Raw genomic sequence first — 25,251 nt, forward strand, 5'->3', positions numbered from 1 at the left:
TAGAATTCCATTAGAATCAGGTATTGTTCTGCCAAATTATAGATTACCTTCTGAAGCAGAGTGGGAATATGCGGCAACAGCACTTATTGGTACACAGTGGTTAGATGAGAACCAAACACACCAAAGACTTTACCCTTGGGATGGTCATGCGTTAAGAAATCCATACGGAAAAGAGATGGGTTACTTCCTGGCTAACTTTAAAAGAGGCCGAGGTGACTATGCTGGTATCGCTGGTAAACTAAACGATGGTGCTTTAATTACATCATATATTTACGAGTTCCCTCCTAACGATTTCGGTCTGTACAATATGGCTGGTAACGTAAGCGAGTGGGTACTTGACGTATATCGTCCGATGTCATTCCAGGATTTTGATGACTTAAACCCGATAAGAAGAGATGGGTACATGGATGAAACTTCTGGATATGATTCTGATATTGAGAATAACCCTGAAGGCTTCACTTCATTAATCACTGACGAAGCCAGAGTTTATAAAGGAGGTTCTTGGAAGGATGTAGCTTATTGGATGTCTCCAGGTACTAGAAGATACCTTGATCAGGATTCTTCTACGGCAACTATCGGATTCAGATGTGCGATGATTAGAGCAGGATCTAATTACTAAGACTTAAAAAGAAATTTACGAGCCTCGACCTTCCAGTCGGGGCTTTTTTTATGCGGTTTGTATTATCTGACCAGCCGTTCATAACATTAACTAATCCTAATCTTAAGAATGACGTATTTAGGCTAGAACCCAATCAGACCATTTCTAACTCAAACAACCTTATTATGAAAAAACAATTATTAAAGTATTCGATTTTTTCCCTGCTCTTAGTATTTATAGTATCTCAATCTATAGCTCAGGGAATTGTATTTACCCCACAAGTAAGTGGAGCAGCAAGTGTTTCTCAACATGTGGGAATTACCAATATTGAAGTAAAATACTCCAGGCCAAATGTGGTAAGTCCACAAGGTCAAGATAGGACTGATAATTTATGGGGGAGCCCAACTGTACCTTATGGTTTTACTAATCTTGGATTTGGAACTGCGACTGAAGCTCCATGGAGAGCCGGTGCGAACGAAAACACAATTATTACTTTTTCTACTGATGTAAAAGTTGAAGGAAAGGATTTAAAGGCAGGTAGCTATGGTTTGCATATTGCTGTTTATGAAGATAATAAGGCAACAGTAATATTCTCCAATGACACCCAATCATGGGGGAGCTACTTTTATAACCCGGAAAATGATGCCCTACGAGTTGACATTACTACACAGGAAGTGGCTCAAACTGACTTGCTTACCTATACTTTTATAGAAGCTACTACATCAGATGCAGTATTGGCACTAGATTGGGAGAAAAAGCGGTTTCCAATAAAAATATCGGCAGACACTCCAGAGTTAGTTTATCAAAATTTTAAAGAAAAACTTAAAGGTGATCAGGGGTTTAATATTCAGTCATGGATGGCTGCGGCAAATTACCTTGCTCAAAATAAAATACATTTAGACGATGCCTTGAATTACGCTAATGCAGCAGTTGAAGGCCAGTTTTTTAGCGATAAAAATTTTAATACACTTGCTGTAAAAGCCGGAGTGTTGGTGGCCATGGAGAAAATGGATGAAGCGGAGAAGGTAATGGATGAAGCATTGACAATGCAGGGGGTGACAATTAATAATTACTATGCTTATGGAAGGCAACTTATTAGCCAAGATCGCAAGGAAAAGGCGATGGAAATATTTAAAAAAGCAAGTAAAAAATGGTCGGATCATTGGCTAGCTCCTCATGGTTTAGCAAGAGTGTATTCTGCCATGGGAGAATATAAAAAGGCCGCAGAATATGAGACAAAAGCAATAGCCAAAGCACCAGAGGCTAGTAAGCCTGTACTAGAAGGATATTTGAATACTTTAAAGGAAGGTAAGGATTTTAATTAACTTTAGGACGTAATCTTGAATTGAAGGGGAGTATTAAAAGTACTCCTTTTTTTTACTGATATCTAATCTATAATAATTGGAAAATCTTGCCCTCTACTAAATGTATGGGGGAATTGCATTTGGCCTTTATGCTTTTTGGAGAACTCAGGAACCTGATCGTCCAGATAGGATTTTAATTCATAGATAGTTACTTTGCCATCCTTTGGGGATCCATCTGCCTTTCCAGATAGTGCTTCAAGTAATACATAAGTGAATATACCATGGCCTAACTCTTTAAATTCAGTAGCAAACTGCTCACTACCTGCTGCTGCTAACACATGAATTCCGGTACTTCTCGAAAGTTGTGCCAAAGCCTTTTCTTCAGGTGCACCCCTTTGTGCTAAGAGCTCTACACTGCCACCCGACTGGCAGGCATCAATGATGAGCAATTGCTTTAATGCCGAGATTCTTTGTAGCTCATTTTGCAGTTCTGCGGCACTGATGGCACTTTGCTTAAGTTTGTCTTCACTGTATAGTTTTACATTATCAGTTGGGACAAAATAGAAGCTAACATCTACCATACTTCCATGGCCTGCATAATAGAAAAACAAGACATCTTCGGGGTTAACCCTTTTTCCCAGAAGCTTTAGTTGCTCTAAAATAGTTGCTTTCGTAGCCTGATTATCAAATAGAGGGATTACTTCCGTTTTCTCAAACAAATTTTTGGTATTCGATTTAATGATATTAATAAACCCTTCTGCATCTGCGCGAGCATAATTGAGGTTTAAGGCTTCATTTTCGTAATGGTTAATGCCTATGGCAAAAACATATAAGGTTGAGTTCTTCTTACCCTCCTTCTCCACAATAGTTTCCTGACGATGCGATTCTATCCCTTGCGAGTTAACGGCTACGGCTTCTAACGTATTAGTGCCGGTGATCAAAGGAACCTGAATGGTAACGGCACTTTTTCCATTTTTTAAATCTAAGTCTGACTCGTAGATTATTTTTTTATTGTGCATCAGCACAATTTTTTCAGCGCCACCTCCCTGATCTTCAATTTTAAGAATCACGTCAATTTTGTCTGCCTTAACTACTTCATTTGGGTGAGGCGCTATAAACTCCACCATTGGTGGTGGTGCCTTAATTAACTGCTCATTGATATTTAATTTGCTTGTGGATTTGCTAAACGTTTTATTGAGCAAGTCTGGTTGATAGTATTTATTAAAAAACTGATCCACACTGTAGGATTCCATTCCTTTTACAAAAGCTATTTTATTGAAGGCATTGAGCGAGCCACTAAAATATCCGGCATTGTTAATGGCCACCCATTCGTTATTATCAAAAGTGACATAGCTAACTAACTCTTCATTGTTTTCTAAATCCCAAATTTTGATCATTCCATCTTCTGAACTGCTTACCAGCCACTTGCCATTATTAGTGAATTTAATATCTGTTACGGGTGCCTGATGCCCACTTAGGCGACTGATTAAAGAGCCATTTTCTAAGTTGAGAAGTTGGATGATGCGGCTTTCGCCCGATGTAGCTACAATTTTATTGTTAGAATCTATGTCTACCGCATATTTAGGCAACGGATCTTTGTTACGCCAAATTTGCAATCCTGTTAATATATCCCATGCCTTAATTGTCCCATCCCAGGAAACAGATACCAATGTATTCTCGTGATGATCAATGGAGTGAATGATATCCGTATGCCCAACAAAGCTGGTAACACTACTTTTACTGTCTAACTCATAAAGAGAAAGTGTTTTATCCAATCTTGCCATCAGCGCATAAATATCATCTCGATAGAAGTTCACTTGAAATGGTGACCCTTCGTTAAAACGATACACTTCTTCTAACGAATTATCAGCAAGATTCCAGACGATTGCGGTACCATCCCAACTACCACTTATTAATTTTTTATCATCATTCGAAAATGATAAATCAAACACTACTTCTCTATGTCCTTTGAGTGTGGCTAATAAGTTGCCCGTGTTGGCTGCCCATAATTTAACACGACCATCAGCCCCGCCCGTTGCGATGAACTTGCCATCATGGCTGTACTTCACGCTAAGTACCGCTTTCTCATGTCCTCTTAGCTCATTAACTATTCTACCCGACTGTATCTCCCAAATTCTTACCGTGCTACCTACTTTAGCCTTTGCCAGATACTTATTGTCAGGAGAGATATCGAAATCATTTTTAAGGTCAGTATATTTTTTAATGTAATAGTCCCATCGTGAATTAGGATTGTAATCCAACCCCTGGCCATCTTTTACATTAATACCACCAAGAGTTCTAAGAAGGTTTCCGGTTTTAGACTCGTAGATAGTAATTTTTTGATCATCGTCAACGGTGATAATTTCCGAACCATCATTTGAAAAGATCGCTTCATTCACCTTTTCCTCGGTGTAAAGGGCGTAGCGTTTCATTTTGCTCTTTACATCATAAACGACTAAAGAATCATCAGTCAGGTGAGCTATGGAGGCAGAATTTCTTGAAATGGCAATGCCACGACTATCTTCGATATCCGTTTTAATTTCTGCTATGACTTCACCTGTTTTTGGATGATGTGTTAACAGGCTACTGTTATTTGATACGGAAACTAATAAGTTATCACTTAAGCTAAGAAATGTGGCACAACCACCACACCAGCCATCTTCAGGTTTGTATTCAACTAATTTATCCCCATCAAAATTGTAAGAAGTAATGGTTCGGTCATCATTGCCAAAATAAATTTGATTTTCATCTGAGACCATAGTTTCAACGCCAAAGCCAACTCCCTTGTCGGGATTTACCTTAAACGATTTTATAGTATCTCCTGAACTTAAACTCCACAAATATGCTCTTGACTCAAACCCTGCTGTAACTAAATAGTTATTATCAGGAGATAACGAGACGCTGGTAAGGTATTCATCGCTTACAAAAAAGGTATTTAGAATTTTACCACTAATGATTTCCCACTGAATGGCTTTTCCATCAGCTCCACTACTCACAAAGAAGGAACCATCGCTGGAAATGGCCAGATCATTGACTGTGTTGGTGTGGCCGAAGAAAGTCCGAAGTTTTCGCCCTGTTTGCAGTTCCCAAAGGATAATGGTTTTATCCCTGCTGCCAGTTAGTAAGTATTTACCATCTGGTGTTGTCGCCACTGTTTTTATGACAGAAATATGGCCGCGCTGAATTACTGTCTCGAGGTTTTGAGATTGACCACAAATCGAAATAAAAAGTAATACGGTTAATAAAGCGATTCTATTCACTATTCTAAATTAGTGAAATTAATCGGCCTGCATTGCAAGCATTTCAAGAATATCATCGATATGCTCTCGGTTGTTGGAAAGTCTTGGTACTTTATTTTGGCCGCCAAGCTTACCTCTTTTTTCCATCCATTTGTAAAAAGTACCTTCTGCTACGCTATGTACTTTAGGTGGTAACAGGGCCATATCCTGATAACGCTTGGCGTCATAATCTGAATTGACTTCACGCAGTTTTTTATCGAGTAATTCATTAAATCGCTCAAGGCTTTCGGGGTGTTTTCTGAACTCGATAATCCATTCGTGACCTCCTCTTTTGCCTTCATCGAAATAGATAGGTGCTGCAGTAAAATTATCTATAATGGCATTTGTTTGGTCACAGGCCCAGGTAATGGCCGACTCTGCATTTTCGATAATTAGTTCTTCTCCAAATGCGTTAATAAAATGCTTAGTACGGCCGGATATTTTTATTCTATACGGTTCAACAGAAGTGAACTTAACGGTATCGCCAATATTGTATCGCCAAAGCCCAGCATTGGTGGAGATAATCATGGCGTAGTTTTTTCCAATCTCTACCTCATCTAAAGAAAGCACTTTAGGGTGTTCCTTATGAATTTCTTCAAATGGTATAAACTCGTAGAATATTCCATAATCAAGCATCAACAATAGCTCTTCTGAACCTTTCTGATCCTGAATTCCAAAGAAGCCTTCAGAGGCATTGTACGTTTCCCAGTAATGCATTTTATCTGAAGGAATCAATTTTTTAAAGAGTTCCCGATAAGGCGTGAATGCCACCGCACCATGAAAAAACGCTTCGAGATTTGGCCAAACCTCCAGTATGTTGTCCACCTTTTTAATCTCCATAATTCGCTGAAGAAGTAATATGGTCCAGGTAGGCACGCCAGATAAGGTGGTCACATTTTCCTCTGCAGTTACTTTAGCCATTTTCTCAATTTTCTCTTCCCACTTATCCATGAGGGCAACATCCAGGCTCGGTGTTCGGATAAGCTGTGCCCAAAGTGGCAGGTTCTTCATAATTACTGCCGACACATCACCGTAATAGGATTCTGCATTCTGATCAAATTCATTTATTTGATGACTACCACCTATGGCTAGCCCTTTCCCAGTAAACATTCTGGATTCAGGGTTATTATTGATGTATATAGAGATGAGGTCTTTACCGCCCTTATAATGGCAATCTTCTAAGGCCTCTGGAGATACGGGAATAAACTTACTTCGGGCATTTGTAGTGCCACTGGATTTGGCAAACCATTTGATCTCTGATGGCCAGAGGATATTTTGCTCGCCACGCATTAACCGTTCAATGTACGGAAAAAGCTGCTCATAAGAATGCAAAGGAACACGTTTCTGATACTCTTTATAACTGGAAATGCTTTTGAAATCGTATTTTTTTCCAAACTCAGTATTCTTAGCCTGGTCAATTTGCTTTCTGAACAGCTCAGCTTGTACATCATGTGGGTACTTTATGAAAAGCTCAATGTCATGAATTCTTTTTTTCATGACCCAGGAAATTATAGAATTGAGTATATCCAAGTGAAGTTGTTTAAACTAGAAACGTGAAAATATGAAAAAAGCCCTAGAAAGGACTTTCATAATGGTTAGATTTTTCGCTTTAATTCGAAATGTTGACCCAGGTATACCCTTCTCACCTGTTCGTCTGCGGCAAGTTCTTCAGCTGATCCGGCTTTGAGTAATCTACCTTCAAACATGAGATACGCACGATCTGTAATTGACAATGTTTCGTTAACGTTGTGGTCTGTAATTAATATACCAATATTCTTATTCTTAAGCTTTGCCACAATGGTCTGAATTTCTTCTACAGCAATAGGATCCACCCCTGCAAAAGGCTCATCTAAGAGCACGAAGTTAGGATCTACAGCTAATGCCCTTGCAATTTCTGTTCTTCTACGTTCACCGCCCGACAGCACCATTCCAAGGTTTTTTCTAACGTGAGTTAATGAAAATTCCTCTAACAATGCTTCCACCTTTTCTTTCTGATCCTTTTTAGGAATATTTCTCATTTCCAGAACTGCCATGATATTCTCCTCAACAGTTAACTTTCTAAATACGGATGCCTCTTGTGCTAAATAACCGATGCCGAGCTTCGCCCTTCGATACATAGGTAGCTCAGTAATATTTTCACTATCGAGATAGATTTCACCTTCATTCGGTTTAATCAAACCAACAATCATATAAAAAGTGGTGGTTTTTCCGGCACCGTTCGGACCCAAGAGTCCAACAATTTCACCTTGCTCAACCTCTACAGACACATGATTAACTACTGTTCTCTTCTTATACTTCTTTACGAGATTATCGGCTCTTAAAATCATGGTTGCAAAACTAATTAATCAAACTGTATATCCTTAATATTTAACTGCAGGGTCTTTATACCACGGAATTCGTTCATTTCGATGGAATAGGCAATTCTAAAAAACTGATTTGATTCCAAGTGTTCCTTCAAATCACTCAGGCCAAACCCTATACATTCAAATCGTTGCTCATTATTTTCCTGCTTGAGAAAGAGCTTTAAATGTTTGTCTTTCAGTACGCGCAAAGAACTTGCCAACTTCACCTTATCGCTATAAAAGATGGGTGCAAGGTTTTCTGGCCCAAAGGGTTCCATCTGGTTCAGCACTTTGTAGAAGTTAGGGGTTATTGAGTCAAAATTAAGTTCAGTATCAATGTCAATTTGTGGAATGAGCAAATCTTCAGGAATGGTACTCGAAACAACTTCTTCAAATTTTTGCTGGAACTTTGCCACATTATCAATAGGTAAGGTGAGCCCAGCGGCATATTTATGACCGCCAAAATGGTCCAATAATTCCCTGCAACTGTCAATGGCGTTATACACGTCAAATCCATAAACAGACCTTGCAGAGCCGGTGGCTTTATCTTCTGATTTAGTGAGTATGATGGTGGGTTTGTAGTGTTTTTCAATACATCGGCTGGCTACAATACCAACAACACCTTTGTGCCAGTCTTCTTTATAAAGGACTGTAGATTTTAAACTAATACCATTATTTTCTTCAATCATGGCCAGTGCTTCTTGTGTAATGGAGCTATCTACTTCCCTGCGTTTATCATTTTTTATATTCAACTTCTCAGCATAATGGTAAGCCTCGTCTTCCGTCTCTGCAAGTAGCATATCCACAGCGCCTTTTGCATGACTTATTCTTCCTGCAGCATTAATACGTGGCGCAATACCAAATACAATTCCTGTAATGGTTAGTTTTTTTTGGATTCCTGCCAAGTGAACCATGGCATTTAGCCCGGGGCGTTGTGCTTTTTCTAATTGTTTAAGGCCATAATAGGCGAGTATTCGATTTTCACCAGTGATAGGAACTATATCCGAAGCAATACTGATCACCACTAAATCGAGGAAATCAAACGGATCAACAAGAATGGAATCCAGTTGATCAGAGATAGCTTGAATAAGCTTAAAGCCAATGCCACAACCAGAAAGTTCTTTGTATGGATATGGACAATCATTTTGCTTTGGGTCTAAAACTGCTACAGCATTTGGTACTGTTTCTCCCGGAAGGTGGTGGTCGCAGATGATAAAGTCTATTCCAAGTTCATTCGCGTAGTCAATGAGCTCTACCGATTTTATTCCGCAATCAAGCGCGATGATTAGCGAAAACCCATTTTCGTGAGCATAGTCTATTCCTTGCTTAGAAATGCCATATCCCTCTTTGTATCTGTCTGGAATATAAAACTCAGAATGATGATGGAAAGAATGAATAAAGCCAAAGCACAGTGCTACAGAAGTAGTTCCATCTACATCATAATCGCCATACACTAAAATTTTTTCATTGTTTTCAAAAGCAGTTATGATTCTAGATACTGCCTTATCCATACCTTTCATTAAAAAAGGATCGTGCAAATGATCTAAAGAAGGCCTGAAAAAATCCTTTGCTTCATCGAAAGAGGTGATACCCCGCTGAGCGATGATAGTAGCCAGTGGCGTGCTCACATTAATAGAGTCACACAGCTCGCTAACTACTTTGTGATCAGGGGTTGGTTTAAAATTCCATCGTTTGTTCATGGCAATAAAAAAAGCAGTACGAAAGTACTGCTTTTAACTTATATGTCTAATGTTAGTTTACTCTGAATCGGCTGGCTTTTCAGTAACAACACCTTCTAATACATCTTTAATTTCTTTTCTTACGCCATCCTGATAAGGTACGATCCAGGCATCTTTAACACCCATTTCTCTTAAGTATTTTTTGAAAGTATCTGCTTCCCAATAGTCTCTGAATTGGCCTAAGGTAATTTTTTGCATTCCATCTTCGCTTTCACCACCAAAATTTTCATGGTTTTCGAAATACTTGGATAGGTCTTTATTTCTAAATGCCCCGATTTGTACTTTGAATACAATACCATCTACCATTTTACCGCCAGACTCCATCTTAGGTTGCGCTGCCGGCTTTTCTCTTGCTGCTGCCTTAGCTGCCGCTAAATCACTACGAAGTTTTGCCATATCATCCTGTAGTTCGCTGATCTTGGCATCTTTATCACTCAATTTGGATTGGAGGCTATTATTATCAGACTTCAGGCTATTTACCTGGCCTTGAAGTGCATCCTTATCGTCTACAAGTTGCTTTAACGCTTCTGGGTTTTTCTTGTATTCTTTGGCTTTGTTTTTCCACTCCTTGGCTTCCGCTTTGTCTAACTGTGCAGATGCTTCGAAAGCTATGGCGCCAACCATTATCAAGCTAAGTACTAGGGTAACTCTTTTCATTATGTAGTCTAGTTTGTAAAAATCTTTGAAAATATAGTCAATTAAATCAAATATATAAAAATTATGGGTTATTTCAGGCTGCCCACCATATCTTCCGGTCGCACCCATTGATCGAACTCCTCAGCTGTTAAATAGCCAAGGTTGATGGCTTCTTCTTTTAAGGTGGTTCCATTCTCGTGAGCTGTTTTGGCAATTTTGGCTGCTTTTTCATAACCAATATGCGTATTTAGGGCAGTAACCAGCATTAAACTGTTATTTAAATGTTGCTTGATGCTCTTGTGGTCTGGTTCTATACCAATGGCACAATTGTCATTGAAAGAAACACACGCATCACCAATTAGTCTTGCAGATTGAAGCAAGTTATTTGCCATCACAGGTTTGAAAACATTTAATTCGTAATGCCCCTGTGCACCACCCACCGAAATGGCCACATCATTACCTATCACCTGCGCGCACACCATGGTCATGGCTTCGCATTGTGTTGGGTTTACTTTGCCCGGCATAATAGATGAGCCAGGTTCATTGGCAGGAATAATAATTTCACCAATTCCCGATCTTGGACCTGAGGCCAACATTCTGATATCATTCGCAATTTTATTTAACGATACCGCCAGTTGTTTTAATGCGCCATGCGTTTCCACAATGGCATCATGTGCAGCCAATGCTTCGAATTTATTTTCAGCGGATACAAAAGGGAGTTTGGTGAACTCAGCAATCTTTTTTGCTACTAATTCTGCATACCCTTTTGGGGTATTAATTCCTGTACCTACTGCTGTTCCGCCTAATGCCAACTCAGCTAAGTGAGGTAACGTATTTTTTAACGCTTTCAAACCATGATCTAATTGTGACACATAACCCGAAAACTCCTGACCGAGAGTTAGTGGTGTAGCATCCATCAAGTGAGTTCTGCCAATTTTTACCACATTCATAAACTCTTCAGACTTCTTTTTTAATGTATCTCTTAAAAGTTCAACACCAGGAATTGTAGTCTCAACAATCAATTTATATCCGGCAATGTGCATGCCTGTAGGATAGGTGTCATTAGAAGACTGAGATTTATTCACATCATCATTTGGATGAACATCACTTTTTCCTTCACCTAGTTTGTTTCCTGCGATAACGTGAGCGCGGTTAGATACCACCTCGTTTACATTCATATTCGACTGAGTGCCCGAGCCTGTTTGCCACACTACTAATGGGAATTGGTCATCTAATTTTCCTTCCAGTATTTCGTCACATGCTTTAGATATAAGGTCTCTTTTTTCGGTGCTTAATACACCGAGTTCGCAATTCGTATGAGCAGCCGCTTTCTTCAAATATGCAAAACCATAAATCACTTCCATTGGCATACTGCCGGCAGGGCCGATTTTAAAATTGTTTCTGGAGCGTTCTGTTTGAGCACCCCAATATTTGTCGGCAGGTACTTTTACCTCGCCCATGGTATCTTTTTCTATTCTAAAGTCCATTTTTATATGAATTTTATGATTTAACAATTGCGTGAACAAATTTAGAAAATAAATTATGTCGTGGTTGAGAATTCTTACTCAATTAAATTCGGCATTCACCGATACCTAGTCGGAATTCACCGATTAATATGAACTTCAACCCCTATTTTCCCGCTATCATTGTATCATCATTAAAAACAAAAACTCAAAATAATGGGACAAGAACATACACAAGATCGAAGATTCTGGCTAGGCCTGGTATTCGTATTCATCGGAGGAGTTTTACTCTTAGACAATCTAAACATCATACCTTATTACATTCCAGATTACTTATTATCATGGAAAACATTTCTAATTGCTTTGGGCGCTTACTTTATTATTGGAAGAAAAAAGCCAGAGCCAGGAATTATAATGATTACTATCGGATCGGTATTCTTACTTCAGGATTTCTATTACTTCAGAATCAGAGATATCTGGCACATCTTATGGCCATCAATCTTTATCATTATTGGCGGATCGCTAATACTCAGAAGAAGTAGAAACAAAGAGTCTGAGTCGCGGGGATTAGACGGTGAAAAAAAAAATCAGGTAGACTATGTGGATGACTTTGCAGTTTTAGGTGGCAGAGAGGTAAAGGTAGACTCTCAGAACTTTAGAGGAGGTAAGATCTCTGCTGTAATGGGTGGATCAACCATTGACCTGAGAAATGCGGGATTGGCAGAAGGCGAGAATACGATAGATGTTTTTGCCATGTTTGGAGGCACTTCCATTATCGTTCCGCAGGATTGGACAATAAAAAATGAAGTTTTTTCTTTATTGGGTGGTTTTAGCGATAATAGGGACAGTTCGGTCAAAGTTGTTCCGCATCCAAGTAAAGTATTAGTAATTAAAGGGTTCGTAATGTTTGGTGGAGGAGATATTAAATTCACTAAATAGCAATGAAGCACCCATTATCAGGCAAGGCTCTATTATTTTATTTATTAGCATGGGCAGCAATTATTGTTGCTCATGCTAATATTTTATATTATCAACTAGGCTTCGATTTCATTTATTCTGTTACTGATAGCCTGATTTACAACATATCTTTTCTTGGGTTTGGTCTGCTTTACTGGTATGTTGTTCAATATATAACTCCCAATAATCAAGGAATAACAGCTACTGTGCTTAACCAGGGGTTGGCGGTGGTCATTGGGGTTAGTTTTCTTACCTATTTGTGTAATTCGTTTCTTGCAAGCTTTGGTGTCGATAACCCTGATGTCAGTGCCTTTCTTTCAATGTCAATTCCATGGAGAATATTTTTAGGAACGTTCTTTTTGGGGATGATTGTATTGGTTTACTATTTACTACAATATACATCCAGCCTTAAGCAGAAAGAAAAAGATGAGGTTGAACTTCAGCACCTTTTGAAAAATGCCGAATTAGAGACGCTGAAATTCCAATTGAATCCTCACTTTATCTTTAACAGTCTGAATTCCATAAGTTCATTAACATTAACCAATCCTGAGAAGGCACATGAAATGGTGGTGAAGCTATCGGAGTTTTTGAGAGGATCGCTTGGTCAAAAAGAAGCGGAGCTGCATACGTTAAAAGATGAGTTGGCCCAAATGAATCGCTATTTGGAAATCGAAAGAATCCGGTTTGGAGATCGACTGGTGTTAGAAGAGGATATTAATGAAGGCTGCTATGATAGAATGGTGCCAAATTTAATATTGCAGCCGTTATATGAAAATGCCATTAAGTACGGGATTTATGAGCAATTGGAGTCCGTTAAAATCTTTACCAGAACTTATTGCACAGAGGAATATTTAACTATCTTGATTTCTAATAATTACGATTCGGAGTCCACCCCTCAAAAAGGGAAAGGCATTGGATTGAAAAATGTAAGAAACAGGCTAGAGCTAATCTATGGCAAATCGGATTTGGTGACTATTAAAAGAGAGCGAGACAATTTCACAATAGAATTACAGATTCCACAAACTCAAAAGAGGAAAGATGATTAAGGCGATAATTATTGATGACGAGCAACTGGCCAGAGATGTGATCAGAAAATTTTTGGAAGATTTTGATCAGATAGAAATAGCCGCTGAATGTGCGAACGGTTTTGAAGGAATAAAAGCGATTGCTGAACATCAACCTGAATTATTATTTCTTGATGTGCAAATGCCAAAGCTTACGGGTTTTGAAATGTTGGAGCTGCTGGATCCAGCTCCTGTCATTGTATTTAGTACGGCCTATGATCAGTATGCCATCAAAGCTTTTGAATTAAGTGCTGCTGACTATCTTTTAAAACCATATTCCAGAGATCGATTTAAAGAAGCAGTGAATAAGGCCTTGGATAAAATTCATAAGCCTGAAGAGAACAAAAAGTCATTAGATAAGCTTCAGGAATCAAGTCTTTCAAAGGAGAAAATTGATCGAATTGTGATCCGTTCCGGGTCTAAGCTCACCATTATTTCTGTTGATGATATCGATTACATTGAGGCGCAGGATGATTACGTAGAAGTTCACTCCGCTGGAAAGAAATACCTCAAACAAATGACCATGAAGGCTTTAGAAAATAGTTTGCCCGATGAGTTTGTAAGGGTGCATCGTTCAGCCATTATTCACATTGATCGACTTGATAAAATCGAGCCTTATTCCAAGGATTCTTATGTAGCTATTCTAAAGAGTGGAGAAAAAGTTTCAGTCAGTCGATCTGGTTATCAGTTGCTAAAGGAGAAACTTGGCTTCTAGCTGAGCTTCCTAAAAAACTCCCAAATAACAATCCCCAAACTCACGGAGATATTTAGAGAGTGCTTAGTGCCAAATTGTGGAATTTCTATGGTTAGATCCGATAAATCCACAACTTCCTGATCTACTCCGAAAACCTCATTACCAAAGATGAGACAATATTTTTCGTCCGTTTTTGGTTCGAATTTCTCCAACGATATACTGTTTTCCACCTGCTCAATACTAATAATCGTGTAACCTTCTTTTTTTAATCGGCTAACAGCTTCTTTCACATCGGCCACATGTTCCCATTCAACAGATTCAGTTGCACCCAATGCTGTTTTTTGAATTTCGCGATGAGGTGGGGTTCCTGTAATTCCTCCCAGATAAATTTTCTCCACTAAAAATGCATCAGAAGTGCGAAACGCGGAACCTACATTATTGAGGCTTCTTATGTTATCGAGCAGAATTACAACCGGAATTTTATTGGCGGCCTTAAATTCTTCAACGCTCTTTCTGTCCAGTTCTTCGTTGGGTATTTTTCTCATTTTTTTAATTCAGGATTCAAAGTTCTAAATTCTACATTCATTATTCAAAACCATAGGTAAATTGCTTTTGCGTAACCCTTCAAAAAAATGAATCTTTGTAGATTATAAAACCACTACATGTCGAAAACTAAAGACGCCAAAGAAACTCCTTTGATGAAGCAATACAATGCCATTAAGGCAAAGTATCCGGGTGCTTTGTTACTATTTAGGGTGGGCGATTTTTACGAAACATTTGGCGAAGATGCTGTGAAGGCAGCTAAGGTTTTAGATATTGTACTTACCAAAAGAGCCAATGGTTCTGCCTCTCATATTGAGCTGGCAGGCTTTCCACATCATGCAATGGACACCTACCTGCCTAAACTGGTCAGGGCAGGAAATAGAGTGGCCATTTGTGATCAGTTAGAAGATCCAAAATCAGTAAAAGGCATTGTGAAACGCGGTGTAACAGAGTTAGTTACACCTGGGCTTTCCTTTAATGACAATGTGCTGGATAGGAAGTCAAACAACTTTTTAGCCTCCATCTACTTTGGGAAAAACTACATTGGGGTTTCGTTTTTAGATCTTTCAACGGGTGAGTTTATCGCTGCCCGAGGTAACCAGGATTATATTTCTAAGCTTATTCAAGGGTTTACTCCGTCAGAGATTATTTATAGCAAACCTGACTACCAAAAGGTTGAGAGCCTACTAGGTGATGAATACAATTTGTTTTCGCTGGATGAATGGATATTCAGCTATGATTTTACCTATGAAAAGCTAACCAGTCATTTTAAAACTTCTTCTTTAAAAGGGTTTGGTATTGAGGAGTTAGGTGAGGCAATTATTTCAGCCGGAGCTATTATCCAATACCTGGAAGAAACCGAACATAGGGAAACGGATCATATTGCAGCGATATCCAGAATTGATGAAGAGAAATATGTTTGGCTCGATAAGTTCACAATAAGAAACCTTGAGCTGGTCTATCCTCAAAATGAAGGTGGCGTGCCACTCATTGACATTTTGGATAGCACAGAAACCCCCATGGGCTCAAGAATGCTTAAAAAATGGATGGTTCTGCCATTGAAGGATACTTCTGCCATTTCAGAGAGGCATAAGATAGTAGAGGCTTTTCTTGATGATGAAGAAATTCATGACTCAACCAGAGCAAGCCTCAAACAAATTGGAGATTTGGAACGGTTGATTTCCAAGGTAGCTGTTGGCCGAATAAATCCTCGCGAATTAAATCAGCTCAAGAAGGCACTCAATAATACTCGACCTATTTATGATCAGTTAATCGACCATAAGCTGCCAGAAATCAAGCAACTAGCTGATCAGATTAATTTGTGTGAAGTATTACTTGAGAAGATTGAGAACGAATTAAAGGAAGATGTACCTATAGTTTCTAATCAGGGGAACATCATCAAACAAGGAATAAATGACGAACTGGATGAACTGAGGAAGATTGCTTACTCGGGTAAAGATTATCTGGTTCAGATTCAAAAACGAGAAATTGACAGGACAGGAATATCATCTTTAAAGATCGCATACAACAAAGTTTTCGGGTATTATCTAGAGGTAAGCAATGCACATAAAGATAAAGTACCTTCAGAATGGATTCGCAAACAGACACTCGTAAATGCCGAGCGTTACATTACCGAAGAGCTCAAAATTTATGAGGAAAAAATTCTTAATGCAGAGGATAAGCTCATTGTAATTGAACAGCGCATTTATCAGGATTTAGTTACGGCAGCTTCAGAATATGTGACGCCAATTCAAAATAATGCAAAGGTGGTGGCTAAAATAGATTGTCTGGTTTCATTCGCCTGCATTGCTAAAGCAAATAATTATAAGAAACCTGAGGTAAATGAAGGAACGGCAATTGATATTAAGGAGGGCCGCCATCCTGTTATTGAGCAACAACTCCCACTCGGGGAATCTTATGTGCCCAATTCAGTGTATCTGGATAATGATTCGCAACAAATCATGATTATTACCGGGCCTAATATGGCTGGTAAATCGGCATTATTGAGGCAAACTGCATTAATCGTGTTAATGGCTCAAATGGGCTCATTCGTACCGGCCGAAAGCGCTACAATTGGCATAATTGATAAAGTCTTTACAAGAGTAGGAGCCTCGGATAATCTATCCAAAGGGGAGTCTACTTTTATGGTGGAGATGATCGAAACGGCCAGTATACTTAATAACCTAAGTGACAGAAGCTTGGTCCTTATGGATGAAATTGGCCGCGGAACCAGCACCTATGATGGTGTCTCTATTGCTTGGGCGATTGTTGAGTTTTTACATAACCATCACGATTTCAGAGCCAAAACATTATTTGCGACACACTATCATGAGCTAAACCAGTTGGCCGATGATTTTGTACGAATTAAAAACTTCAATGTTTCTGTTAAGGAAGTGGGTGATAAGATCATCTTTATGCGAAAGCTCAAAGAAGGTGGTAGCGAACATAGCTTTGGTATTCATGTGGCTCAGTTAGCAGGTATGCCAAATAATGTAGTTATTCGAGCAAATGAAATCATGCATTTCCTTGAAAAGGACAAGAGTAAGAGTGATACGAAAAAGAAACTAGAGGAAGTGCCTAAAGCCAATTATCAGATGAATTTATTTGAGGCCGATCCACGGTTTAAACAAGTATCTGCAATGATGGATGCACTTGACATAAACACCATCTCACCGGTGGAGGCTTTGCTTAAATTGAATGAGATAAAGGGAATATTAGGAAGAAAAACCTAGGCAGGTTTAAGATTTTTCTTTACTAGTCTCCTTACTTCCTTTGCAATTGAATTTGCAATAATATTTACATCCTTTAATTCAGAGTTATCGCTAAAAGGATTAGAGAGCACGCTAATTTTTGAATTGCTCTTCTTGGATGCATCGTAAACTCTAATAGTTTTCATTTAAGATAATTTTTTCTGTGATAGATATTGTAGATTTAATTCTGGCTTAAAATAATGCTTTCTTTTTATCCATATGAACCCGTCACCTTTCGTGATAACAGCAACGTCAACTGGGCCTCCCACAGATTCTTGATCAAATGTAACTCGTCTTTTTAAGTAAGTCAAATTAATTAATGATTCTGCCATTTCAGCCATGTCTTCTTTGGATAGTGTGGCAATTGTATTAAGCATAGGGCCTATATGGTTTTCGTATCTTAAATCTTCCAATTCTTCTACTAAATAGTTAACAACTTCCTTTATTGAACGGTTCAAAGCTTTTTCCATGGATTTTTCTGAATCGTTTGATTTGTCAATACCTTCCAAAACTGCATCCCTAAATTCTTCTAAAGAATGATAGAACATTGCAGGTATGCTGTGCTTCACAAATGGATCTATTCCTTCAATAAAAGTTTGAATGATGTCTGTTTGAGCAAAAGGAATAATTGCAGAATTATTATCATTATCAATTATCGAAGAGCTCTCATCTTGTTTCATTCTTAGTTTACCGTTTAACATGCCTCCAACTTTAGATGAATGCATAGCAGGAAAAATTTCTTCATCGCCAAACCCTGAAAATGCTAACCCTGTCCAACTCTCTATAAAAACGTCTTTAACACAAGATTGCATAACCAACTCATGTATAAGCTTTAATATTTGTTTGTTTTTTTCTAGAGAGTAGATTTCTAAGAATGAGTTGGCTATTGTACTTATTTGATTTTTATGTTCTTCACTCAACTTTTGTATATCTGAATTATCAAACCCATCTAGATATTCAGATTTCTTAAGCATGCCAATATGGTTTTTTAAGATTCCAATTAATGAATCCTTATAAAGTTCTAATGTTTGATCTATATTCAAGGATTTCCAATCAATGCCATTCTCGTAATCCTCAAGTCTCTTTAAATCATCCTCTATTATCTGTAATGCATGAACAGTAATTTCTTGTATAGTCTGTTTTTCGTCAAAATCAGCATACTTTTTGAGAAATGTAATGAGATACTTTAGGAACTTTTTCTTGTAAAGATCTACAGTCCTGCAAGAAGCCACCGATTCTCGATATTCTTTTATAACAGTTTCCCATGGAATGCCCAGCAAGTCTGCATTATTAAATACCATAATAGCAATTGGTTTTCCCGGGTTGAGGTTAAAAATCTTATTCGCGTAGTTATATACTTTTTGTTTTCTGCCTGAACCAACAGAAACAGCACTGTCTGCGGCTATTGCTACTGCACTTTTATTCAGAACACCAATAATTGCGGTCATAATTTTATATATTATTATTAATATTAAATATAATCAAAAATATCTATAAAAGATTATTAAAATACCGTATTGAAATTTGCAATCTCTTTTATGAGTTCAAAATATTCTTAATAAGAAGAACTAATCCCCCTTTTCTTATTGTTTCTACAACCCTATCGACAGATAGACAATTATTATAGGCGGATATGACATAAGTCAGAATTCCAATCGTTTAATAATTTGTAACTTTGCACATTAAATAATTGAATTACGGCATGGCCGAAGTAGTATTAGAAAAAAGAAACAGACCAATCTTAAAGCAGGAAATAGCTTTCGCGATTGTTCATTTAATTCCATTAGCAGCCATTTGGACAGGCGCCACCTTGTTCGACTGGATTGTGTGTGCAGCACTTTATGTCTTCAGAATGTTCTGGATAACAGGTGGCTATCACCGTTATTTTGCGCACAAATCGTATAAAACATCACGATTTTTTCAGTTTTGGATTGCCTTTTTTGCTATGACATCCGCCCAGAAGGGTGCATTATGGTGGGCAGCGCATCACAGGCATCATCACAGACATAGCGATACTCCAAAAGATCCACACTCAATGAAACTTTACGGGTTTTGGTATTCTCATGTGGGTTGGATCATCGGGCCTGATTATAAAGAAACCGATTTCAAAACCATTGGTGATTTTGCGAAATACCCTGAATTAGTATGGTTAAATAAACATTATTTAGTACCGCCCACTATTTTAGCCATTGCAGTTACTGCATTAGGCGCGTATGTTAATGGTGGTAGTATACTATTGTTTTTCACGCACCATGGCTTGTCCACTTTATTTATAGGGTTCTTTTTAAGCACGGTATTGACGTATCACGGAACTTTTACCATCAACTCCATTATGCATAAGTTTGGTAAACAGCGCTATGAGTCTGGTGATGAGTCTAAGAATAGTCTGTGGCTGGCACTCTTAACACTTGGTGAGGGCTGGCATAACAACCACCACTATTATGAAGTGGCTGCACGACAAGGATTTTTCTGGTGGGAGATAGACCTTACGTATTACGGGTTAAAAATATTGAGTTGGATGGGTTTAATCTGGGATTTGAGAGGAGTTCCTAAGCACATTAAGTATTCAAAAAATAAAGCACATGCCAAAGAATTAGCTCAGGAAATGAAGCAAAATGCTGCTTGATTTTTAGAAAAATGGCTTTTCAAGTTACAATTTCGTACATTTCGAAATTAACAATTAAAGAAACACCCCAAGTTGGCTAAATCAGTATTCACATTTGTTTTACTTCTTATCGGCATTTCGTGTGCCCAAGGCCAGGTTCTGTCTAATAAAGTAATCCCGGTAGAGGTAAAGGAAGCAGTGGTGGAAGCTCTAAGTTTCTTTCCTGAGTTGGATGATTACGCGATAGAGTTTAAATACAGGAATAAACTGAAAAATAGAGTAATGCAGGCTCAGCCGAAAATCAGAACCTTATTTAGTGGTCGGGAAAAAAGGCATTATAAAATATCCATGAGCAAGAATTTAGTAATGAACGATACAACCATGACGATAGATCAACTCCCGCATGCTATTCTAGTAGGTTGGTTCGCGCATGAATTGGGTCATGTAATGGATTATAAAGATAGGAGTGCTGGAAATCTTTTGAAGTTTGGAGTTAAGTACCTTACCTCTAAACCATTTTTGAAAAAATCCGAGTTACGGGCAGATGCTTTGGCTACCGATAAAGGCTGTGGCAATCATTTAATAAAGACGAAGAAATTTATTCTGTTTAAGTCTAAATTCCCTAAGGAGTATAAAACCAAGATTAAGGAGTTATATCCATCGCCTGAAGATATAACTGCGTTGGCAGAAGAATGAAAAGATTTTTTTCCAATAAAGACATTGCATTTTAATATGCCTTGTTTAAATTTGCACCCACTTGAAGGAAACGACCTTCATTTTATCAAAAAGCGAGAGTTGCTCAGCTGGTAGAGCGCAACCTTGCCCAGGTTGAGGTCGCGGGTTCGAACCCCGTCTCCCGCTCTGGATATGCCGTCTTGGCACTACCGAGGCGGCATCTTTTTTTGAGAAAATTTAACTACCCAGTAGTTTAAGCCCGGGTGGTGGAATTGGTAGACACGCAGGACTTAAAATCCTGTGACCATTGCGGTCGTGCGGGTTCAAGTCCCGCCCCGGGTACACAAACCCCTGTTAATCAATAGATTTTCAGGGGTTTTGTTTTTTTTAGAAGATAGAATATGTGCCTTAACTGTGTATATTTTTTTCAATTTTATTTCCACCTATTGATTCTCTCAGATTCATCCTGAAACTCTGAGGACAATGATTCGAATCTTGCTTTCAACAGTGTTGCTCTTCCTTCCGGAGTGCGTGTAAATATATAGTCGCAGCTACCCACAAAATGTCTCCATTTAGAAACAAAGGTTGTCAGAACAGATTTGTGCTTGCCTAAAGAATCCGGAACAGCGTGATAATCCCTTTGCTTTAAAAAGCCGAGCCAGTTCTTGCGAATAATAATATATCTAGGGTTTTCAATAGGACTAATAATGGTTTGAATAGATTCGATAAATAAACTTTTTTCATAAGTTGTGCCGCCATTTAAATGGATGAATATTTCACCATCATCATTTACTGTTGTTTTAACTTCCAAATCCTTGGCAAGTGTATGAATTTGACCGGTTTCAATAAGAGAACGAGCGACTGCCATACTAATTTCCCTTATATCCTTTGATATGTCCCTATACCTTAAAAACATTCTTATAGAATGATATAATTTGAATGCGAAAAATCCGATAAACCCAAAAAGGAAAACATACAAGACCTTTAGCAGCCCACCATCGGTATTTAAAATATTACGAAATCTTGGCAGTTGTTGAATAAACTCTAGAGTATAGGCGGCTATTCCCATTCCTAACTCTGCTAATACATACTTAATAGTTTTGTTTGTATAAAGCTTCTTTTCTTTACCATACTCTTTTTGATTTTCAAATGGGATTCGTATTTCTTCCACTAAATAGGTGCCAGAATATATAGCCTCATGCCATTGAGATTTAAGAAGCTCTCGTTCTTTGGCAGAATTAAACATTCGTTCATTGAATCTGAAATTATTGTTATGGTTGAACTGATCAGGGAGTAACAATCTATTCAATCCGTTTTCAATTGTTCGATCTTCCCTTTCAGAAATCCCCAAGAAGCCTCTGAATCTTCTTCTTAATATTTCAATTTCCTTTCCGCCTGACGATTCAGTTGGGTCATAGCATGCCAAATGCCAGATATTCCCTGTCTTTTGTGAATTTCCTCTTTCTGTTCGAATAGCTCTTCCGCGCATTTGGTTAGAAAGTACGAAAGACCCTACATAGCTTGCTAAAATTAAAACATTGACAGAAGGCGCATCCCAACCTTCACCTAGTAGTGACTTAGTACCAATTAGAATGTTTATTTCACCCAATTCAAATACTTGTGTTACGATGTGCACGAGATTATGTCTTACTGCATCATTTACAAGGATTAGAATATAGTTTTCATCGTAGTGTAACGCTTTGCTGTTTATAGACTTAAGACTATAAGTTGCACTAATTCGATTAAAAGTTGAAAGACTGCTTTTTGGAATAATTACAAGAGACCCTGTCAATACTCCGAGCTTATACGCTCTTACATTTTTTCTGCGGAGCAATTCAAAAATTGGGATAATTCCAATTTTATCAATAGACAGGTCGTTCGAAAGGTATTCCTGCCTTATGTAATCCCCTAGAATAACTCCTCTTAAATCATCTTTAAGTTGATTCTCTTCAAATGAGATAATCTTATCAATGCTATTTAATTTGCTAATACTGGATGTTAGGTAGCTTTCAACGACTTTATCATTACTAAAATTAATTTTTCCCCAGTCTAATGCTCCGGCTCGTTTTATTTTGGAAATAATTGTCTTTTGCCTTTCAATTATGTCGACATTTTCTGATTCGAGTTTGTTTGTGTAATACTCCAAGAAAATTTCAAACCACTCATCAGTCAGTTTTGGAATAGATTTTTTGCTATTGCCCGTAATTTTAAAATGATCTTTGCCAAGAACATGCCCCTTAGTATTTAGGTATATTAATATGGAAGAATAGAGTTCCATATTACTATATATCCAATCGAGAGATTCAAGAGGAGATTTAACTAAATCTGTGTTCACAACATCATCGAAAACTTCATCAAGACTCATTAATTCTTGTTTAAGAATTCTTATTCTTTCTCTATATGCCTTAATCTTAGCAAGTTCTGCGTCATTAGGTGAAGATAAATAGACATAATCCTGATGAGGACACAAGTCTCCCTCCTTGATGAGCTCGGGAACAGTTATTTCAGTATCAACAGGACCATTTAATTCCAGATACCTATTCCATTCGGCATGTGTAACATCGTATGGAGGGGTGGCAGTTAAGCCAACAATTGTAGGGTTTAATTCATTCTTTAGTTTCATTAAGGTTTTCCACCATTCATTTTTCAGATGATGTGCCTCATCAATTACAATTGTGCCTAAGCCGTGCTCTTTAAGATTTACAATTAGTTCATTAAGCGATTTTCGTTTTATTTTTTGATCAGAAGTTGAGAACTCTTGGCTTTCCATTTCTTCAAGCTCCTCAATAATATCATCCCTGCCCTGAGCCATTGAATGCAAACCCTGATAAGTTGATACAGTCAAAAATTTTGGATTCTTAAGATTAAAAGAAATCCAATCTGGAATTTGCTGATCAGGAATAAACAGCTCACAAAATCGGTGTACCCATTGATTTTTGATAGCTACGGTTGGGGCAAGTATTAGCGTAGGCTTATTTAACCTGAGCATAACTTCGAGACCCAATACAGTTTTACCTGAACCCGGAGGAGCTACAACATGCAAATGATCATCTATTAAGTGATCCTTTAACTCCGATAGCACCCTTTCTTGATAGGACCTCCACGGATAAATGAACTTTATATTTTTAGGAAAGGTATTCAATTGAGTAGTTGAAAAATATTTAAATGAATTAAAAAACCCCCCTCGCCTTAATTTCTAAATACTTGTTAATAGAATCAACCGTCAGGTTTTCTGGAGTGGTTAAAATGGCGTCTATACCATGCTTGTTTAATTCTTTAACTATTAGCTCCTTTTCTGTTTTAAATTTTATGGCAATGGTTTTCGTATAAATATCCTCTAAGGCGTCAGATTTTTGTTCTATAAGTGCATCGAGTTCTACATTTTTAAATATGACTACAATCAATCGTTGATATTTTGAGATTGCTTTCAAATGATCAATCTCACGTTTTAAACTAGAAAGACCTTCGAAATTCGTGTACAGGAAAAGGAGTGTCCGTTTTTTAATTGTTTTCCTAATCCAAAAAGCAAGTTTGGAATAGTTGGCTTCCGAAAAATCAGTTTCCTGGTTATACAATGCCTCAAGTAAAAGGGTTATTTGTGATTTCTTTTTAGAAGCAGATACCATCAAGTCCACTTCTTTATTAAAGCAAATGAGCCCGGGGTAATCATCTTTAACATAGGCAGTATTGAGCATTACCAGTCCTGAGTTGATGGAGTAATCCAGCAATGAAAGCTGTTCAAATGGCATTTGCATTACCCTACCTTTGTTAATGATGACATATACCTCTTGCGATTTTTCGTCCTGGTATTGATTGACCATCAAATGTGAGGTACGGGCTGTTGCTTTCCAGTTTATTGCTCTAATATCATCACCAACTATGAATTCACGTATTTGATCAAACTCATAGTTATGACCTATTTTTCTTATTTTCTTAATGCCAGCATCATATAATCGATCTGAAACTGCCAGAAAGGAATATTTTTTCACTTGATTGATGGAAGGGTAAACCTTGGTCATTTCACCGGCTTCGGATTGATATCTTCGTTGGATAAGGTGTGCAAATGTCGATAAGTAGAGATTGATGTTGCCGAAATGATACTCTCCTCGTTCAAAAGGACGGATTGTATAGCTTATCTCTTGCTTCTTTCCAGCTGCAATATCACCTTTAAACGTTTTATCTCTACTCTGAAATTGAATTGGAAGCTCGTCTATTAGAGTAAACTTACAGTCATAAGGCAACTGACTTTTTATTTGTACGAGAATATTATTTTCATCTCCATTGGAAAGCCTCTCAGGGGATATTCTTTTAATCTTTACTGCCCCATCTATTCGAAAGAGTTGAACCACTTCGAACAATATGGCTAGAATGAATAAAAAGAGTAATCCATTTGCTACTCCAAGTATAAAGGGATTCATACTACCCAAAACAAAAACCAACACAAGCAGACCTACACTCGCGTAGAAATTGAATGTTAGGTATAGTGATTGTATGATTCGGATAAGGCGCATTCGATCAATTAGGTACTTCTACTTTATCTACTATCAATTGGATGGCCGTATGCGCAGTCATACCTTGCATTTCTTTTTCAGGACTCAACATG

General features: G+C 38.0%; 19 protein-coding genes and 2 tRNA genes. 10 read left to right on the top strand and 11 right to left on the bottom strand.

The features are described 5' to 3' along the window. The coding region (locus RLO81_RS00610; protein ID WP_350105745.1) for an SUMF1/EgtB/PvdO family nonheme iron enzyme at window positions 1-619 on the top strand (619 nt) is incomplete at its 5' end. 164 nt (window positions 620-783) lie between these two features. Then, window positions 784-1,923: a DUF2911 domain-containing protein gene (locus RLO81_RS00615; RefSeq protein WP_350105747.1), complete on the top strand. Its 1,140-nt coding sequence runs from the start codon at window positions 784-786 to the stop codon at window positions 1,921-1,923. 62 nt (window positions 1,924-1,985) lie between these two features. Here the strand turns inward: RLO81_RS00615 and RLO81_RS00620 are convergent, their stop codons facing one another. From RLO81_RS00620 to fumC, 6 genes are all read right to left on the bottom strand, one after another. Beyond that, window positions 1,986-5,162 (bottom strand): WD40 domain-containing protein, encoded by a 3,177-nt coding sequence (locus RLO81_RS00620; RefSeq protein WP_350105749.1) that lies wholly within the window; start codon window positions 5,160-5,162, stop codon window positions 1,986-1,988. Between the two features lie 18 nt (window positions 5,163-5,180). After that, window positions 5,181-6,710 (bottom strand): GH3 auxin-responsive promoter family protein, encoded by a 1,530-nt coding sequence (locus tag RLO81_RS00625; protein WP_502880409.1) that lies wholly within the window; start codon window positions 6,708-6,710, stop codon window positions 5,181-5,183. Window positions 6,711-6,775: 65 nt separating this feature from the next. Beyond that, a complete protein-coding gene (gene lptB, locus RLO81_RS00630; RefSeq protein WP_350105753.1) occupies window positions 6,776-7,507 on the bottom strand; it encodes an LPS export ABC transporter ATP-binding protein in 732 nt (243 codons plus the stop codon). Window positions 7,508-7,521: 14 nt separating this feature from the next. Further along, on the bottom strand, window positions 7,522-9,222 hold the full coding sequence (recJ, locus tag RLO81_RS00635; protein ID WP_350105755.1) for a single-stranded-DNA-specific exonuclease RecJ: 1,701 nt from the start codon (window positions 9,220-9,222) through the stop codon (window positions 7,522-7,524). 57 nt (window positions 9,223-9,279) lie between these two features. Then, on the bottom strand, window positions 9,280-9,918 hold the full coding sequence (locus RLO81_RS00640; protein WP_350105757.1) for an Ezrin/radixin/moesin family protein: 639 nt from the start codon (window positions 9,916-9,918) through the stop codon (window positions 9,280-9,282). 68 nt (window positions 9,919-9,986) lie between these two features. Then, a complete protein-coding gene (gene fumC, locus RLO81_RS00645; RefSeq protein WP_350105759.1) occupies window positions 9,987-11,384 on the bottom strand; it encodes a class II fumarate hydratase in 1,398 nt (465 codons plus the stop codon). A gap of 192 nt (window positions 11,385-11,576) precedes the next feature. Between fumC and RLO81_RS00650 the strand changes: the two genes are divergently transcribed. The 3 genes from RLO81_RS00650 to RLO81_RS00660 are packed head-to-tail and all read left to right on the top strand — an operon-like array spanning window position 11,577 to window position 14,096. Continuing rightward, window positions 11,577-12,299: a LiaF transmembrane domain-containing protein gene (locus tag RLO81_RS00650; RefSeq protein ID WP_350105761.1), complete on the top strand. Its 723-nt coding sequence runs from the start codon at window positions 11,577-11,579 to the stop codon at window positions 12,297-12,299. 2 nt (window positions 12,300-12,301) lie between these two features. After that, window positions 12,302-13,363 (top strand): sensor histidine kinase, encoded by a 1,062-nt coding sequence (locus tag RLO81_RS00655; RefSeq protein WP_350105763.1) that lies wholly within the window; start codon window positions 12,302-12,304, stop codon window positions 13,361-13,363. Continuing rightward, the gene (locus RLO81_RS00660; RefSeq protein WP_350105765.1) at window positions 13,356-14,096 is read left to right on the top strand and encodes a LytR/AlgR family response regulator transcription factor; all 741 of its coding nucleotides are present in this window, start codon (window positions 13,356-13,358) and stop codon (window positions 14,094-14,096) included. The genes RLO81_RS00655 and RLO81_RS00660 overlap by 8 nt, the downstream gene beginning before the upstream one ends. Here the strand turns inward: RLO81_RS00660 and RLO81_RS00665 are convergent. Continuing rightward, complete coding sequence (locus tag RLO81_RS00665; RefSeq protein ID WP_350105767.1) at window positions 14,093-14,620, bottom strand: RNA methyltransferase; 528 nt, start codon at window positions 14,618-14,620, stop codon at window positions 14,093-14,095. The two genes, RLO81_RS00660 and RLO81_RS00665, sit on opposite strands and share 4 nt — an antisense overlap. Before the next feature lie 117 nt (window positions 14,621-14,737). Between RLO81_RS00665 and mutS the strand changes: the two genes are divergently transcribed. Continuing rightward, window positions 14,738-17,350, top strand: coding sequence for a DNA mismatch repair protein MutS (mutS, locus tag RLO81_RS00670; RefSeq protein ID WP_350105769.1), 2,613 nt, complete (start codon window positions 14,738-14,740; stop codon window positions 17,348-17,350). Here mutS and RLO81_RS00675 read toward each other — a convergent pair. Both RLO81_RS00675 and RLO81_RS00680 read right to left on the bottom strand, forming a co-directional pair. After that, window positions 17,347-17,514, bottom strand: coding sequence for a hypothetical protein (locus RLO81_RS00675; protein ID WP_350105771.1), 168 nt, complete (start codon window positions 17,512-17,514; stop codon window positions 17,347-17,349). The two genes, mutS and RLO81_RS00675, sit on opposite strands and share 4 nt — an antisense overlap. After that, window positions 17,515-18,816 carry a hypothetical protein gene (locus tag RLO81_RS00680; RefSeq protein ID WP_350105772.1) on the bottom strand — a complete coding sequence of 434 codons (1,302 nt, stop codon included), beginning with the start codon at window positions 18,814-18,816 and terminating at the stop codon, window positions 17,515-17,517. It lies immediately after the preceding gene. Window positions 18,817-19,070: 254 nt separating this feature from the next. On the opposite strand from RLO81_RS00680, the gene RLO81_RS00685 reads away from it, so the two are divergent. The 4 genes from RLO81_RS00685 to RLO81_RS00700 all read left to right on the top strand — a co-directional run bounded on the left by RLO81_RS00685 (window position 19,071) and on the right by RLO81_RS00700 (window position 20,990). Further along, the gene (locus RLO81_RS00685) at window positions 19,071-19,994 is read left to right on the top strand and encodes an acyl-CoA desaturase (protein ID WP_350105774.1); all 924 of its coding nucleotides are present in this window, start codon (window positions 19,071-19,073) and stop codon (window positions 19,992-19,994) included. Between the two features lie 72 nt (window positions 19,995-20,066). Further along, entirely contained in the window at window positions 20,067-20,669 is a 603-nt protein-coding gene (locus RLO81_RS00690; RefSeq protein WP_350105776.1) for a hypothetical protein, read from the top strand. 92 nt (window positions 20,670-20,761) lie between these two features. Beyond that, window positions 20,762-20,834: transfer RNA gene (locus RLO81_RS00695), tRNA-Gly, on the top strand. 71 nt (window positions 20,835-20,905) lie between these two features. After that, window positions 20,906-20,990: transfer RNA gene (locus tag RLO81_RS00700), tRNA-Leu, on the top strand. A 91-nt stretch (window positions 20,991-21,081) separates the two neighbouring features. On the opposite strand, the gene RLO81_RS00705 is transcribed toward RLO81_RS00700, so the two are convergent. Both RLO81_RS00705 and RLO81_RS00710 read right to left on the bottom strand, forming a co-directional pair. After that, complete coding sequence (locus RLO81_RS00705) at window positions 21,082-23,790, bottom strand: DEAD/DEAH box helicase family protein (RefSeq protein WP_350105778.1); 2,709 nt, start codon at window positions 23,788-23,790, stop codon at window positions 21,082-21,084. Window positions 23,791-23,818: 28 nt separating this feature from the next. After that, complete coding sequence (locus tag RLO81_RS00710) at window positions 23,819-25,159, bottom strand: DUF58 domain-containing protein (protein WP_350105780.1); 1,341 nt, start codon at window positions 25,157-25,159, stop codon at window positions 23,819-23,821. Window positions 25,160-25,251: the final 92 nt, after the last annotated feature.

Origin of the sequence: Fulvivirga sp. (assembly GCF_040220315.1) — a bacterium.
GTDB lineage: Bacteria > Bacteroidota > Bacteroidia > Cytophagales > Cyclobacteriaceae > Fulvivirga.